The following is a 12,774-nucleotide window of genomic DNA, read 5'->3' on the forward strand; positions in this document are numbered from 1 at the left end:
TTATATTATGCGAGTTTGCGCGTCAGAGGAACGAGCGCACCGGATCGGTGCCGTCCCATCCCTGAGAGGCCTTGAAGAAACGCGTGAAGGTTTCATCCATGCCCGGCGTCACCGGCAGCAGTTCCAGGAAGCCCCACTGCGCGCCCGTGCCATTGTCCAGATAGACCACTTCGCCGCCCGTCGGCACAGAGGCGCGGAACGCCTCGTGATAGCCGCGCGACTGATAATCCAGGCTGGCCGCGTCCACATCCGCGCAGGCAATGCCGAAATGGTGGAAGCCGTATCCGCGCTTCTCGATCGTTTCCTTGTAGACCGAAGGGTTGTTGTCGAGCGGCTGGATCAGTTCGATCAGCATATGCCCGGCAAAGCCCATGGCGATCGTGATGTCGGCCGTCGATTCCGCGCCGCGATAATTCTGGCCGGGGACCAGGAAATTATCGAGAATGAAGAACGGCCCCGCCTTCATATCGGCAATGAAGCGATCGACCGATGCGCGCAGGTCTTCAACTACAAAGGCGGTTTGCGCGATTCCACCCATCGGCTGGCCGTAGCCCAGCGACTTACTCATGGCATTCCTCCCCAGGAAGCGGGTAGCGGTCTTGAACAGCCGCATGATTCCCGCGATTGGCCGGTCATGGCTTGCCATCCGCCGCGACAAAGTCAACATGCTGTGCACCTTGAGGCACCACTGCCCGCCATGCGATAGAGAGCGGGACGCCATCCATGGAGAGGATCATGGCCACACAATTGAAGCACAAGCCGGAATGCAGCGAGGCGGAATGGAAGGCCCGACAGGATCTGGCCGCCTGCTATCGCATCTTCGATCACATGGGCTGGTGTGAATCGATCTACAATCACATCACCCTGCGCGTGCCTGGGGAAGAGGCTTTCCTCATCAACCCGTTCGGGCTGCTGTGGTCGGAAGTCACTGCCTCCAACCTCGTGAAGATCGACAGCGAGGGCAACAAGCTGGACGGCAGCCCGCATTGGGTGAACCTGGCCGGTTTCACCCAGCATTCGGTGTTCCACAAGGAACTGCCCTGGGCCCATGCCATCGTACACACCCACACGCCCGATACGATGGCGGTGTGTTCGTGCGAGGATGGGCTGGTGCCCACCAATTTCTATTCCTGCTTCTTCGAAGGGGCGATCGGCTATCACGATTTCGAAGGCATCACCGTGCGTGCCGAAGAAGGTGAGAGGCTGCTGCGCAATCTGGGCAATCACCGCATCCTGATGCTGCGCAACCACGGGCCGGTGGTGATGGGCGAGAGCCTGCCCGAGATGTTCCTCAAATATTACATGCTGCAGCGCGCCTGCGAGATCCAGGTGAAGACGGCGTCGCTCGGCAAGCCGATCCGCGTGCCGCCCGAAGTGATCGAGGTTCACCAGCAGGATCGCGACAAGATGCTGACCGCCGGCTTCGGTGTGCTCGATTTCGAGGCGTGGAAGCGCAAGATCGACCAGATCGATTCCAGCTGGCGCGAATAGGGGCTGGCGGAGGACGGCCGGGGCAGGGTAAGGCGCGGCTATGTCGCGCATGACTGTCAATGGCCGTCCGGTCCAGTTCGATATCGATCCGGAAACGCCGCTGCTGTGGGCGCTGCGCGATGCGGCGAACCTTACCGGCACGAAATTCGGCTGCGGCGCGGGCGATTGCGGGGCCTGCATGGTCATCGTGGATGGGGAGGCGCTGCGCAGCTGCCTTATCACCATCGCCGAGGCGGAAGGCCGCTATGTCACCACGATCGAGGGCCTGAGCCGGGATCGGTCCCACCCTGTGCAGCAGGCGCTGGTGGCGGAACAGGCGATCCAGTGCGGCTTCTGCACTCCGGGCATGGTGATGGCCGCCGCCGCCCTGCTGGAACGCAATGCCGCGCCCACGAAGGAAGATATCGAACGGGCCGTGCCCAATCTGTGCCGCTGCGGGGTCTATCCCCGGCTGGTCCGCGCGATCCAGCGCGCCGGACGCGTGGCCATGCGGCAGGAAGTGATCAGCGCTGCCCCCGCTCCGGGGATCAGCACCGAAGATGCCGCTCGCGCCGTTCCGGCGATGCGGGCCGAACCGAGCGAACAGGACTGACGATCATGAAGGCCACCATCTGGCACAATCCCAATTGCAGCAAATCGCGGCTGGCGCTGGAAACGCTCCGGAACACGCCCGGCGTGGAAGTGGATGTGATCCAGTATCTCAAGAACCCGCCCAGTGCCGAAAAGCTGGCCCAGCTCTATCGCGATGCAGGCATGGCCGCGCGCGAAGGCCTGCGCCTGCAGGGCACCGACGCGAAGGAACGCGGCCTGACCGAGGCGGACGCCGCCGCCGTGATCGCGGCCATGGCGGCCGATCCCAAGCTGATCGAACGGCCCATCGTGGAAACCGAAAAGGGCGTGCGCCTGTGCCGCCCGCCGGAAAAGATTCAGGAAATCCTCTGATCTTGCCGCAGTCAGGCAACGCTTCGTGGATGCTATGCACAACGGCTTGACGACAAGCGGCGGCATAACCTTGCAAATCGGAGAAGGATTTGCGAACGCCGTGTTACAGGAATTGGTCCCCGATACGGGGCCGCGGCAAAGGTGCTGGGCCTAAATGGCAGGATACGAGCTTACCGGGGAACGCAAGTCCACCAAGCTGAAGCGCAAGATTCGTGAATTCCTGGGGCCGTCGGGCGTCTTTTTCCAGGGCTTCCTCGAACATCCGGTGATGGTCGGTTCGATCATCCCGTCCTCGCGCTTCACCATCCGCAGAATGCTGGAGCCGGTGGATTGGGAACAGACGAAGCTGTTCGTGGAATATGGCCCCGGCGTCGGCACCTTCTGTCGCCCGGTGCTGGATCGCCTTTCGCGCGATGCCACGCTGCTGGTGATCGATACCAACCCGATGTTCATCGACTATCTGCGCCGCACGATCGGGGATTCCCGTTTCGTGGCGGTGCACGGCTCGGCCGAGGATGTGGAGGAAATCGTCCGCGCGCATGGGCATGACCATGCCGATTACGTCCTTTCCGGCCTGCCGTTCTCGACCCTGCCCGACGGGGTAGGCACGCGCATCGCGGCGGCCACGGCGCGGGTGATCCGCCCGGGCGGCGCTTTCCTCACCTATCAGTTCAGCAATGTGGCGCGAAATTACACCGCCCAGCATTTCCCCCGCATCGACGAAGGGTGGGAAATGCTGAATGTTCCGCCCTGCAAGCTGTGCTGGGGCTGGAAGGACGAAGGCGAATAAGGGCACGGCCTGTGGCGGGAGAGCCTTCCCGCCTTCAGCCGCGCTTTCCTCAGCCGAAAGTGTCTTCCAGATTTCCGGTCGAGGGGCCGGCAAGCTGACGATGCACTGCCGCGATCACACCGGCAAACACCATCGTGGCCGCCGCGCCGACGATGCCGGACAGGATGCCGTTGACCAGCTGGAAGGCCGTGCCACTGCCCAGCATCGCGGTGATCAGGCCGAAGACGATGCCGATCACCATGGAAATCACCAGGAATGCCACCGTCAGCAGGACATAATAGCCCAGCAGGCGGAAGCTGTTGCCCTTGGTCAGCTGCCAGGACCGATTGAGGATGGCGATTGGGTTGGTCATTTTCTCCAGCGCGATCACCGGGGTGACGAGCGAGATCTTGATCATCACATAGGCCATGACCGGAAGCGCCGCTATCATTGCGATTGCCGAGACAATGCCGAGGCCCGCGGCGGCTGGAGCGGCAACCAGCACGATCAGCGCCAGGGCCAGGGCAAAGCCGGCCAGCAATTGCGATGCGATATAGGGCAGCAGCCCGATCAACCCGGTTTTCAGCGCTTCGCCCACAGTCGGTTTGCTGTCGTCGCGCAGCAGGGCGATCAGGGCGATGAAGCCGACTGCCTGGGCAAGGGCGGAAAGGACTACGGCCAACATGACATCGGGCGGGAAGGCAGCCTGCAATTCGCTTTCCAGCTGGGCCAGCGCCTGCTCGAAATTGCCGGACGGTGCCGCCCCCTGCGAGAATGTGCTTTCGACTGGCGGCATCAGCAGCGAAGTCGCCAGGCTGGGCAGGAAGAAGAACACCCCCGCCACGATCAGCATGACTTCGCGATTGGCGGCGATCATGGCCGTTGCATCGTTCCAGGCGCGGCTCATGTCGAAGCGCATCGTAATTCCCCTCTAAGCTCCAAGCCTCTTGATAAACCGGGCAACTATCCCCACGCAATCGCGCATGGCGGATAATTTGCCCCGGACTGACGAAGGCGTGATCGAATGGCGGATCGAGACAGCGCCCGTGCCCTATCGCGATGCGCTGGCCGAACAGGAGGCGCGCAATGCAGCGATTGCCGCGGGCGAGGCAGCAGAACTGATCTGGCTGCTCGAACACCCGCCCGTCTATACGGCAGGCACCAGCGCGGCGGTGGGCGACTTGATCGACCCGCGCTTTGACGTGGTGGAGACGGGGCGCGGCGGGCGCTACACTTATCACGGGCCGGGCCAGCGCGTGGGTTATGTGCTGCTGGACCTTTCCCGCCGGGGCCGCGATGTGCGCCGCTTCGTCCACGGGCTGGAAAGCTGGGTGATTGCCACTCTGGGCGATTTCGGGGTGGAAGCATGGGCCGTGCCGGACCGTGTCGGTATCTGGACGCGCGACATTGACGGCAGCGAAGCCAAGATTGGCGCCATCGGCGTGCGCGTTCGGCGCTGGGTGACGATGCACGGTTTTGCCGTGAACCTTGATCCAAACCTGTCGCATTTCGGCGGCATCGTGCCCTGCGGCATATCCGAATATGGGGTCACTTCGCTGGCAAGGCTCGGGGTTCCGGTTGCGCAGGAGGCATGGGATGGGGCATTGCAGCGCCGCGCTGGCGAATTCCTTGCCGGCCTGAGTGAGAACCAAGCTGCATGAGCGCCGTTAAGCCCGTCCGCCTGATCCTGCTGGCCATGCCCACCTTGCTGCTTGCCGCATGCAATGGCGACAAGAAGCAGGATGATGAGCGCACCGCGTCCGGGCAGGTGCTGCAGGGCACGATCAGCGACGAGATGCTGCCGCTGGACAAGGTCACTTCCGAACCGCCGCTGATGAAGGAAGGCCCGAGGGCCGCCGGGCCGAGCGATGCGGCAAGCGATGCCTCCGCCGAAGATGCGGCTGCGCTGGATGCGCAGCAGCCCGCAGTTCCGGCTGCCGATGGCGGCGCGGCCGAATAGGCTTTAGCCAGCCAGCCCCAACAGGCGCCTCGCCTGTGCAAGGTGGGGCGGCTCGATCATCCGGCCATCCAGTTGCAGTGCCGCGGCGCCGGGATTGGCGGCAAAGGCAGCCACGATGGCCCGGGCCTGTGCAAGGTCCGCCTCGCTCGCGCTGAAGGCGGCATTGATTACCGGCACCTGATCCGGGTGAATGGCCAGCATGCCGCAGAACCCGTCCGCGCGCGAAGCGGCGGCGATGGAGGCCAGCCCGTCAAGATCGCGGAAGTTGGCATAGAGCGTGTCAACCGCCAGCACGCCCGATGCATGGGCGGTGAGCAGCACATGGGCACGCACAATGCGTAGCGCGTCGGTCCATTCGCCCGCACCGTGATGGGCGCTGCCTGATCGTTTGCGCGTGGCGTCCAGCGCGGTCGAAAGGTCTTCCGCGCCCCAGGTCAGCCCTGCAAGGCGCGGCAGTTCTGCATTGGCGCAGGCAGCTGCATAGGCGGGGATGGACAGGGCGGCGGCAGGCGTCTCGCCCGCCAGCGGCATGATCCGCGTGCTGCCGATGGCAAGGCCGTGGCGCTGCTCGCACTCATAGAGTTCGGCGCTCAACTGGCGCAATTGCTCCGGCCCGGTGCATTTGGGCAGAACGATACCTGCGGGCGCACCTGCCAGCACCACGTCCAGATCGCCGCGCCACCAATCCGTGCCCAGCGAATTGATCCGCACCCAATGGGCTTGCGCTGGCCCTTCGGTCACTTGCCTGCGATGCACATGCAGCCATTCCGCCGCCAGCCTGCGCGCCGCAGGTTTCGCTTCGGGGGCGACGGCGTCCTCAAGGTCCACGATCACCACATCGGCCCCGCTCAAAGGCGCCTTGGCCAGCTTGCGTTCGCTGTCGCCCGGTACGAACAGCCATGATCGAAGCGCCATTTCATGTCTCCCCGGATCGGGTTGGGAATGTGGGCCAGCCATGCCGGTCAGGCCATACGCGCGCGGGCGGCGGCATATTGCGCTTCCACCACTGCAAGGTCCGGCCCGGCCAATGCATTGCGGGCCAGTTCGATCAGAGCATCAGCCTCGCCGTGCAGGATCGCGCGCCTTTCGCCGTTGCGGATCGGACCGCAGGCATCGGCCAGTGTATCCAGCATGACGCGCGCGGCAATCGGGCTGGTCGCCACGGCGCCCCTGATCGCGCCAAAACCGCGCGCGGCGAAATGGTCAAAATCGTCGGGCAGGGGGAACACGCGGCGCACGCCATCGTCCAGACCCTCGCGCTTGCGCAGGTCACGCTGGCCAAGCTCCGCCGTTGCCGCGCCCAGCCAGTGCATTGCGGTGATGGCTGTGAAAGGATCGTTGATCCCGGGCGAAAGCGCGCGCAGTCCGATCTCAACCAGTTCATCGAACAGGAACTGGATGTCCTGTTCCGGCGTACGCACGGCGCCGAGCGTGAAATGGCTGGCAAGCGTTTCCGCAAGCCCGCCTTCTGCCGTTCCGCCACAGATGCGGGCCAGCGCCTTGCCGCGATGCACGAAATCGCCGGTGCGCACTTCCAATGCGATGGTGCAGTCCTTTTCGCGGGCGAGGCGCGTGAGGCCTGAAAAGTCGATCAGTTGCACATATCCTGTGCCCGAAGCGTAAAGGCTTTCACCTGCATCGGCTTCATCCACCGGGCTGCCCTTGTCCTCGTCGGGAAAGCGGCTGCGAATATCGCCCAGCAGGCGGCGCCCGATGCCTTCCAGCACGTGATTGATCCGGATGCTGGAAGGGATGTGGTTCAGCAGATAAACGATCACCCCCACTGACAGGGCCGTGAGCAGATAGGCGCCGATCAGCGAGATTTGCGGCACGAAGCCCGGCTGGCCGTTTTCATCCATCCGCACGCTGTTGAGGACGCACAGGGCATAGACAAACGTGCCGATCAGCGTGGCGAGCGAGAACTGGTTGCCCTTGTCCTCAAGGAAATTGGCCAGCAGGCGTGGGCCATAAGTACCGCTTGCATAGGCCACCGCCGCGATGGTGATGGAAAACACCGTTGCCGCAGCGCCGAGCATGGCGCCGGCAATGATCTGCAGCATCGTATGTGCGCTGTTGGGTGTGGGCGCGAGCGGCGGGCCGATCCGTTCGACAAAGGCGCCATGCCCGTGATGGTCCAGCCACAGGGTTACTATGGCCAGCAGCACCGCGCCCACCACGAACAGGGCGGGGTAGAACCAGTAATTGGCGTCCAGCCGCGCCCAGAACCAGCGGAGGCGCGCGGTCATGGCCGCTTGTCTCCGGTCGGGCGTGGCTGGATCATCGCCGGATCAGCTCCCTTTCGGGCCGAGATCCCCCTTGCCAACCGATCCGCTGGCCATGTCCAGCATCCGGTCAAGGCTGGCCTTGGCCTTCAGGCGCAGGCCTTCCTCGATCTCGATGCGCGGCTGCAGATCGCGCAGGGCGATGTAGAGTTTTTCCAGTGTGTTGAGCGCCATGTAGGGGCAGATGTTGCAGTTGCAGTTGCCGTCCGCGCCGGGGGCGCCGATGAAGTTCTTTTCGGGCAGGGCCTTCTGCATCTGGTGGATGATGTGCGGCTCGGTGGCCACGATCAGCGTGTCGCCGGAAAATTCCTGCGCGAATTTCAGGATGCCGCTGGTCGAACCGACGTAATCGGCATGGTCGATGATCGAGGGCGGGCATTCCGGATGGGCGGCAATCGGCGCGTCGGGATGCTGGGCCTTGAGCTTGAGCAACTCGGTCTCGCTGAAGGCTTCGTGCACGATGCACACGCCCGGCCATAGCAGCATCTCGCGGTTGAACTTGCGGCTAAGATAGCCGCCAAGATGCCGGTCAGGCCCGAAGATGATCTTCTGTTCCGGCGGAATCTGCGCAAGGATCGTTTCGGCGCTGGACGAGGTGACGATGATGTCGCTGAGCGCCTTCACCTCGGTCGAGCAGTTGATGTAGGTCAGCGCGATGTGATCGGGATGCGCCTCGCGGAAGGCCTTGAACTTTTCCGGCGGACAGGAATCCTCAAGGCTGCAACCGGCATCCATGTCGGGCAGGATCACGATCTTTTCGGGGCTGAGGATCTTGGCCGTATCGGCCATGAACTTCACCCCGCAAAAGGCGATCACTTCCGCATCGGTGGCTGCGGCCTTGCGGCTCAGTTCCAGGCTGTCGCCCACGAAATCGGCAAGATCCTGAATTTCGGGGCGCTGGTAATAATGAGCCAGGATCACGGCCTTGCGTTCCTTGCGCAGGCGGTTGATCTCTTCGAGCAGGTCGGCTCCGGCGGGCAGTTTCGTTTCGGCGGTCATGGCTTCTCCTGCGGCCGATATAGCGAGGCGTCAGCGGATTTCACGCGCTGATTGCCCAGATGTCCTGATCGCGGGCCACGCGGCCCTGTCGTTCCAGTTCCAGCAGATGGGCCAGTACCGATTGGCCGGCGGCGGTCCACAGCCTTTCGTCCACGCCCTTATACATGCGCGGTACCAGTTCGGTGACGCGGTGGGGCGCTTCGTCCAGCAGTTTCATGATCTGCCGCTCGCGCTGGCGGCGATGACCGATCATGCCGCGCACCAGTTGGCGGGGCTTCTCCACTGCCGGGCCATGGGCGGGGTAATAGATGCGATCCTGCCGCTCATAGAGCTTTTCGAGGCTGGCCATGTAATCGGCCATGTCGCCATCGGGCGGCACCACCACGCTGGTGGACCAGCCCATCACATGATCGCCCGTGAACAGCGCGCCGCTTTCTTCCAGCGCATAGCACAGGTGGTTGGATGTATGGCCCGGCGTGGCAATGGCCGTCAGCGTCCAGCCGGGCCCGCTTACCCGATCCCCGTCCGCCAGCACGCGATGGGGGGCATAGGCGCGGTCGAACGGGGCATCGACGCGCGGTTCCCCACTTTCGATCACCAGCGGCGCACAGCCGACGATTTCCGCCCCGGTGCGGGCGGCTAGCGGGGCTGCACCGGGCGAATGGTCGCGATGGGTGTGCGTGCACAGGATCGCGGTGACTTTTGCGCCGCCTATCGCCCGTTCCAGCGCATCGAGATGCTCCGCATCGTCCGGGCCGGGGTCGATCACCGCCAGAGTGTCATCCGCGCCGACCAGATAGGTCTGCGTGCCGGTATAGGTATAGGGCGAGCCATTGGGCGCGAGCACACGGCGCACCAGAGGCTCGATCTGTTCGACATCGCCGGTCGGCCAGGGTTGCGGGGGCAGGGGCATGCGCCGCATATGGCGCAGGGGAGAGAGGATTGCCATGACCGAACGCTTCATCCTTGTGCTGGACGAGGGGACGACTTCCACCCGCGCGATGCTGTTCGCGCCCGATGGCACGCCGCGCGGCACGGCCCAGCGCGAGCTGACGCAATATTATCCCGCCCCCGGGCAGGTGGAGCATGATCCGGCCGAAATCTGGGAACGCACGCTGGCCTGCGCGCGCGAGATGGTGGAAACGGCGGGTGGGGCGGACCGGATCGCCGCCATCGGCATCACCAACCAGCGCGAGACCGTGGTGGCGTGGGACCGGACAAGCGGCGAACCACTGTCCCGCGCGCTCGTCTGGCAGGACCGGCGTACTGCGGAAACCTGCGCGGCCCTGCGCATGGCCGGGCACGAACCCTTCGTTCAGGAGGCAACCGGCCTGCTGCTCGATCCCTATTTCTCCGCGACCAAGATGCGCTGGCTGATCGAGCATGAGCCTGCCGTGGCCGCTGCGGCCGAGGACGGGCGGCTGGCCTTGGGCACAGTGGAAAGCTGGCTGGTGTTCAAGCTGACCGGCGGTGCGCACATCACCGATGCCAGCAATGCCAGTCGCACCCTGCTGCTGCCGCTGGCCGGGGCGAGTTGGGATGCCGGGCTGTGCGACCTGTTTGGCGTGCCGCTGAACGCACTGGGCGAAGTGGTGGCCAATGCGGGCAATTTTGGCGAGACCTTGCCCGAATGGTTCGGCGCCCCGATCCCGATTTCCGGCATGGCAGGCGATCAACAGGCCGCCACGATCGGGCAAGGCTGCCTTGCCCCCGGCGACACCAAGGCGACTTACGGCACGGGGGCTTTCGTGCTTTCCAATACGGGCAGGGCGCTGCCGCGATCGGATAATCGGCTGCTGGGCACGGTGCTGTATCAGCTGGGCGGCGAGCGGACCTATGCAGTCGAAGGATCGGTGTTCGTGGCGGGCAGTCTGGTCAAATGGCTGCGCGATTCCCTCGGCCTGATCGGCAGCGCGGCAGAGACGGAGGCACTTGCCCGGCAAGTGGAACATAGCGGCGGCGTGGTGATCGTGCCGGCCCATACCGGCCTTGGCGCGCCGTGGTGGGAACCGGGCGCGCGTGGCGTCATCACCGGGCTGAGCTTCGCCAGCGGCAAGGCGGAAATCGCCCGCGCCGCGCTGGAGGCGATGGCGCACCAGACCCACGATCTGGCCAGCGCCTTCGCCGCCGATGGCGCTTCCTGGTCCAAATTGCGGATCGACGGCGGGATGAGCGTGAATGACTGGATGGCGCAGGATATTGCCGGGTTGCTGGGCATAGAGGTGGAGCGTCCGGATATGGTCGAGACGACGGCACTGGGCGCGGCGATGCTGGCAGGCGTCGGCGCCGGTCTGTTCGGCTCGCTGGCAGAAGCGGCGCAGGCCATGCGCGGCGGTGCGACGCGCTTTGCCCCTGTCATGGACGAAGCCGAACGGGCCGAACGGCTGGCCCGCTGGCGCCGCGCCTTGGCCGCAGTGCGGGCCAGCTCGGCTTGAGTTGGCGGGTTGGCAGGGCTTTCTGGCCAATTGCGGTGGTGAAGCGGATCGGCAATGGGACCATTATGAGATCGCTGGCCCTAGTCATCACCATGGCGATGATGCCTTCCGCCTGTTCCAATGGCACCGGAAAGCCCGCACATACAGTCGCCGCTTGCGACATTGCACTGGACTACGCCGGGCGTTTCAAGGCCGAGTGGGAAGAGCAGGGCCGTCCGATTGCAGTGAGCGACGGGGACGGGACGATGGTTCCCGCACCTCAGAAACTCGAACAGATATTGGCCGACAACCCGGCGCTCAAGGGCGACCCGGAGGTCGCCTTGACTCTCGCGGCGGCGGATTTGCGCAACCGAAGTGTGGTGGAAGAATGCCGCGACCTGCGGGGCTGGTTGCGAGCCTTCAATATCGTGCATGACGATAAACAGATTGCAGAGCTGACACTCAAAAAGGAATGGCCGGTGGCAATCCTGTCCATGTCGCTGCCGGCGATAAGCGAGGACGGCTCAACTGCGCTTCTGTATGTGAGTGAATATTCGGGGCCACTGGCAGGCGCGACGATGGCTGTAACCTACAAGCGGAATGCAAGTGGCAAATGGCTGCTTCACGACAAAACTGAACTGAGCGTCAGCTAGCAGTCGATCTCTGAAAGTGGGGTGCGCGAAGTTACCCGTCCACCCAATCCATCAAACCACCGACAAACGATGCCCGATCCGTTCGCGCAGGCGGTGAATCGCGCTGGGTTCCATGCGGAAATTGTCCTGCCATGCGGCGTCCAGCCGTTCGATCCGGGCATAGAGCCGCTCGGTCGTGCCGATCAGGTCGCGCAGGTCGGGGCCGAGCAGCGCCATCTGGCCGGGGTCGGAACGCGATGCCTTGGCGGGCAGGCGGCCGTGGCGGCGCAGCTGCAATTGGGTGATCTCGCCCGCGAAATAGGCGCGCTGGTTCAGCAGCCAGGCAATGATGTGCATCATGCGCGTGGTGGTGCGCAAAGCTTCGCACGAAAGGGCAATGCGGGAGATGTCTTCATCCTGGCTCGCATCGTCGAGCCGGCCTGACAGGTCGAAGCTGCAGCGCACGTCGTCTGCGAGAAGCAAAGCCTCGTTATAGAGGGCTTCCACGATGTGCGGATTGATGTCGGTCGGGCCAGTCATAGACGAAAGATTCACTATTATTGCGTCTTTGGCGCGGCCAGAGTCTCCACACTTTTATCCCGAGCCAAATTGGGACTGTGCCGGAGTGGCACGGTTTTTTCGCGGAAACAGGAATTTGGTGCGCGAAAATCAGGCAATGATGTCGGGCGTGAGGTAATCCTCGAAGATCGCGATCTGATCCTTCAGCATCAGTTTGCGTTTCTTCAGGCGGGCGATCTGCAACTGATCGGGCGATCCGGACGCCGTCAGCGCGTCGATCGCCGCGTCAAGATCCCTGTGTTCGATGCGAAGCGCGGTCAGCCTTTTGCGCATCTCCTCTTCGGTCACTTCCCAAACGCTCCCTTGGCCATCGGCCCACCGCATCAAACGGGCTGCGCACCTTATGGTTACCGCAGCCGTTTGCCGATCTAGTTCTATTATGGTTTGATGACAATCGCGCGGCTCAGCCTCGCAAGGCGAGTCGCCGTTTCACGGGTCCTTTCGGGGTACCCGAGAGAGAAAGGAGGACGCCCTATGGATACATCTCACCTCGTCGCCCTGCAGTCCAAGCATGAGGGACTAGAGCGCCGCATACGTGAAGAGATGAACCGGCCTTCGCCGGATGTCGCGACACTCCAGGTCCTCAAGCGGCAGAAGCTGCGGATCAAGGAAGAGATGTCGCTCAACTGAGATCTGCGTGCAGCCGGACGAGGGCGAAACAGCGTGCGGTTGGAATCGCACGTATTCGAAGCGAAATATTTCCTTT

At 63.7% G+C, this 12,774-nt stretch carries 17 protein-coding genes; 9 read left to right on the top strand and 8 right to left on the bottom strand.

Annotated features, from left to right (window positions below):
• Window positions 1-22: 22 nt before the first annotated feature.
• Window positions 23-568, bottom strand: coding sequence for a VOC family protein (locus SZ64_RS16350; RefSeq protein ID WP_054532321.1), 546 nt, complete (start codon window positions 566-568; stop codon window positions 23-25).
• A gap of 167 nt (window positions 569-735) precedes the next feature.
• Here SZ64_RS16350 and SZ64_RS16355 point away from each other — a divergent pair, with 167 nt between their 5' ends.
• The 4 genes from SZ64_RS16355 to SZ64_RS16370 all read left to right on the top strand — a co-directional run bounded on the left by SZ64_RS16355 (window position 736) and on the right by SZ64_RS16370 (window position 3,223).
• A complete protein-coding gene (locus SZ64_RS16355) occupies window positions 736-1,491 on the top strand; it encodes a class II aldolase/adducin family protein (protein ID WP_054531792.1) in 756 nt (251 codons plus the stop codon).
• A 40-nt stretch (window positions 1,492-1,531) separates the two neighbouring features.
• On the top strand, window positions 1,532-2,083 hold the full coding sequence (locus SZ64_RS16360) for a (2Fe-2S)-binding protein (protein ID WP_054531793.1): 552 nt from the start codon (window positions 1,532-1,534) through the stop codon (window positions 2,081-2,083).
• A 5-nt stretch (window positions 2,084-2,088) separates the two neighbouring features.
• Window positions 2,089-2,433, top strand: coding sequence for an ArsC/Spx/MgsR family protein (locus SZ64_RS16365; RefSeq protein ID WP_054531794.1), 345 nt, complete (start codon window positions 2,089-2,091; stop codon window positions 2,431-2,433).
• 154 nt (window positions 2,434-2,587) lie between these two features.
• Window positions 2,588-3,223, top strand: coding sequence for a methyltransferase domain-containing protein (locus SZ64_RS16370; RefSeq protein WP_054531795.1), 636 nt, complete (start codon window positions 2,588-2,590; stop codon window positions 3,221-3,223).
• Between the two features lie 49 nt (window positions 3,224-3,272).
• On the opposite strand, the gene SZ64_RS16375 is transcribed toward SZ64_RS16370, so the two are convergent.
• A complete protein-coding gene (locus SZ64_RS16375) occupies window positions 3,273-4,121 on the bottom strand; it encodes a hypothetical protein (protein ID WP_054531796.1) in 849 nt (282 codons plus the stop codon).
• Between the two features lie 64 nt (window positions 4,122-4,185).
• Between SZ64_RS16375 and lipB the strand changes: the two genes are divergently transcribed.
• Window positions 4,186-4,863 carry a lipoyl(octanoyl) transferase LipB gene (lipB, locus tag SZ64_RS16380; protein ID WP_054531797.1) on the top strand — a complete coding sequence of 226 codons (678 nt, stop codon included), beginning with the start codon at window positions 4,186-4,188 and terminating at the stop codon, window positions 4,861-4,863.
• On the top strand, window positions 4,860-5,162 hold the full coding sequence (locus SZ64_RS16385; protein ID WP_054531798.1) for a hypothetical protein: 303 nt from the start codon (window positions 4,860-4,862) through the stop codon (window positions 5,160-5,162). Before lipB ends, SZ64_RS16385 begins: the two co-directional genes overlap by 4 nt.
• Before the next feature lie 3 nt (window positions 5,163-5,165).
• On the opposite strand, the gene SZ64_RS16390 is transcribed toward SZ64_RS16385, so the two are convergent.
• From SZ64_RS16390 to SZ64_RS16405, 4 genes are read right to left on the bottom strand one after another with little or no spacing between them, the layout of a single operon-like run.
• Window positions 5,166-6,077, bottom strand: a complete 912-nt coding sequence (locus SZ64_RS16390) for a CoA ester lyase (RefSeq protein WP_054531799.1) — start codon at window positions 6,075-6,077, stop codon at window positions 5,166-5,168.
• A gap of 47 nt (window positions 6,078-6,124) precedes the next feature.
• On the bottom strand, window positions 6,125-7,408 hold the full coding sequence (locus SZ64_RS16395) for a DUF2254 domain-containing protein (protein WP_054531800.1): 1,284 nt from the start codon (window positions 7,406-7,408) through the stop codon (window positions 6,125-6,127).
• 42 nt (window positions 7,409-7,450) lie between these two features.
• Complete coding sequence (gene nadA, locus SZ64_RS16400) at window positions 7,451-8,443, bottom strand: quinolinate synthase NadA (protein ID WP_054531801.1); 993 nt, start codon at window positions 8,441-8,443, stop codon at window positions 7,451-7,453.
• 40 nt (window positions 8,444-8,483) lie between these two features.
• The gene (locus SZ64_RS16405) at window positions 8,484-9,356 is read right to left on the bottom strand and encodes an MBL fold metallo-hydrolase (RefSeq protein WP_054532322.1); all 873 of its coding nucleotides are present in this window, start codon (window positions 9,354-9,356) and stop codon (window positions 8,484-8,486) included.
• A gap of 34 nt (window positions 9,357-9,390) precedes the next feature.
• On the opposite strand from SZ64_RS16405, the gene glpK reads away from it, so the two are divergent.
• A complete protein-coding gene (gene glpK / locus SZ64_RS16410) occupies window positions 9,391-10,878 on the top strand; it encodes a glycerol kinase GlpK (RefSeq protein WP_054531802.1) in 1,488 nt (495 codons plus the stop codon).
• Window positions 10,879-10,943: 65 nt separating this feature from the next.
• Window positions 10,944-11,510 (top strand): hypothetical protein, encoded by a 567-nt coding sequence (locus SZ64_RS16415; RefSeq protein WP_054531803.1) that lies wholly within the window; start codon window positions 10,944-10,946, stop codon window positions 11,508-11,510.
• 51 nt (window positions 11,511-11,561) lie between these two features.
• Here SZ64_RS16415 and SZ64_RS16420 read toward each other — a convergent pair whose 3' ends face one another.
• Window positions 11,562-12,029 carry a DUF1465 family protein gene (locus tag SZ64_RS16420; protein WP_054531804.1) on the bottom strand — a complete coding sequence of 156 codons (468 nt, stop codon included), beginning with the start codon at window positions 12,027-12,029 and terminating at the stop codon, window positions 11,562-11,564.
• A gap of 129 nt (window positions 12,030-12,158) precedes the next feature.
• Window positions 12,159-12,356, bottom strand: a complete 198-nt coding sequence (locus tag SZ64_RS16425; protein WP_054532323.1) for a DUF465 domain-containing protein — start codon at window positions 12,354-12,356, stop codon at window positions 12,159-12,161.
• 186 nt (window positions 12,357-12,542) lie between these two features.
• On the opposite strand from SZ64_RS16425, the gene SZ64_RS18360 reads away from it, so the two are divergent.
• Window positions 12,543-12,698, top strand: coding sequence for a DUF465 domain-containing protein (locus tag SZ64_RS18360; RefSeq protein WP_082384646.1), 156 nt, complete (start codon window positions 12,543-12,545; stop codon window positions 12,696-12,698).
• Window positions 12,699-12,774: the final 76 nt, after the last annotated feature.

It is taken from the genome of Erythrobacter sp. SG61-1L (assembly GCF_001305965.1).
Classification (GTDB): Bacteria; Pseudomonadota; Alphaproteobacteria; order Sphingomonadales; family Sphingomonadaceae; genus Andeanibacterium.

What these genes read in the sequence shown, in the direction of transcription:
- SZ64_RS16350 (WP_054532321.1), bottom strand. Translation starts at nt 568, where the DNA reads ATGAGTAAGTCGCTGGGCTACGGCCAGCCGATGGGTGGAATCGCGCAA.
- SZ64_RS16355 (WP_054531792.1), top strand. Translation starts at nt 736, where the DNA reads ATGGCCACACAATTGAAGCACAAGCCGGAATGCAGCGAGGCGGAATGG.
- SZ64_RS16360 (WP_054531793.1), top strand. Translation starts at nt 1,532, where the DNA reads ATGTCGCGCATGACTGTCAATGGCCGTCCGGTCCAGTTCGATATCGAT.
- SZ64_RS16365 (WP_054531794.1), top strand. Translation starts at nt 2,089, where the DNA reads ATGAAGGCCACCATCTGGCACAATCCCAATTGCAGCAAATCGCGGCTG.
- SZ64_RS16370 (WP_054531795.1), top strand. Translation starts at nt 2,588, where the DNA reads ATGGCAGGATACGAGCTTACCGGGGAACGCAAGTCCACCAAGCTGAAG.
- SZ64_RS16375 (WP_054531796.1), bottom strand. Translation starts at nt 4,121, where the DNA reads ATGCGCTTCGACATGAGCCGCGCCTGGAACGATGCAACGGCCATGATC.
- lipB (WP_054531797.1), top strand. Translation starts at nt 4,186, where the DNA reads ATGGCGGATAATTTGCCCCGGACTGACGAAGGCGTGATCGAATGGCGG.
- SZ64_RS16385 (WP_054531798.1), top strand. Translation starts at nt 4,860, where the DNA reads ATGAGCGCCGTTAAGCCCGTCCGCCTGATCCTGCTGGCCATGCCCACC.
- SZ64_RS16390 (WP_054531799.1), bottom strand. Translation starts at nt 6,077, where the DNA reads ATGGCGCTTCGATCATGGCTGTTCGTACCGGGCGACAGCGAACGCAAG.
- SZ64_RS16395 (WP_054531800.1), bottom strand. Translation starts at nt 7,408, where the DNA reads ATGACCGCGCGCCTCCGCTGGTTCTGGGCGCGGCTGGACGCCAATTAC.
- nadA (WP_054531801.1), bottom strand. Translation starts at nt 8,443, where the DNA reads ATGACCGCCGAAACGAAACTGCCCGCCGGAGCCGACCTGCTCGAAGAG.
- SZ64_RS16405 (WP_054532322.1), bottom strand. Translation starts at nt 9,356, where the DNA reads ATGCCCCTGCCCCCGCAACCCTGGCCGACCGGCGATGTCGAACAGATC.
- glpK (WP_054531802.1), top strand. Translation starts at nt 9,391, where the DNA reads ATGACCGAACGCTTCATCCTTGTGCTGGACGAGGGGACGACTTCCACC.
- SZ64_RS16415 (WP_054531803.1), top strand. Translation starts at nt 10,944, where the DNA reads ATGAGATCGCTGGCCCTAGTCATCACCATGGCGATGATGCCTTCCGCC.
- SZ64_RS16420 (WP_054531804.1), bottom strand. Translation starts at nt 12,029, where the DNA reads ATGACTGGCCCGACCGACATCAATCCGCACATCGTGGAAGCCCTCTAT.
- SZ64_RS18360 (WP_082384646.1), top strand. Translation starts at nt 12,543, where the DNA reads ATGGATACATCTCACCTCGTCGCCCTGCAGTCCAAGCATGAGGGACTA.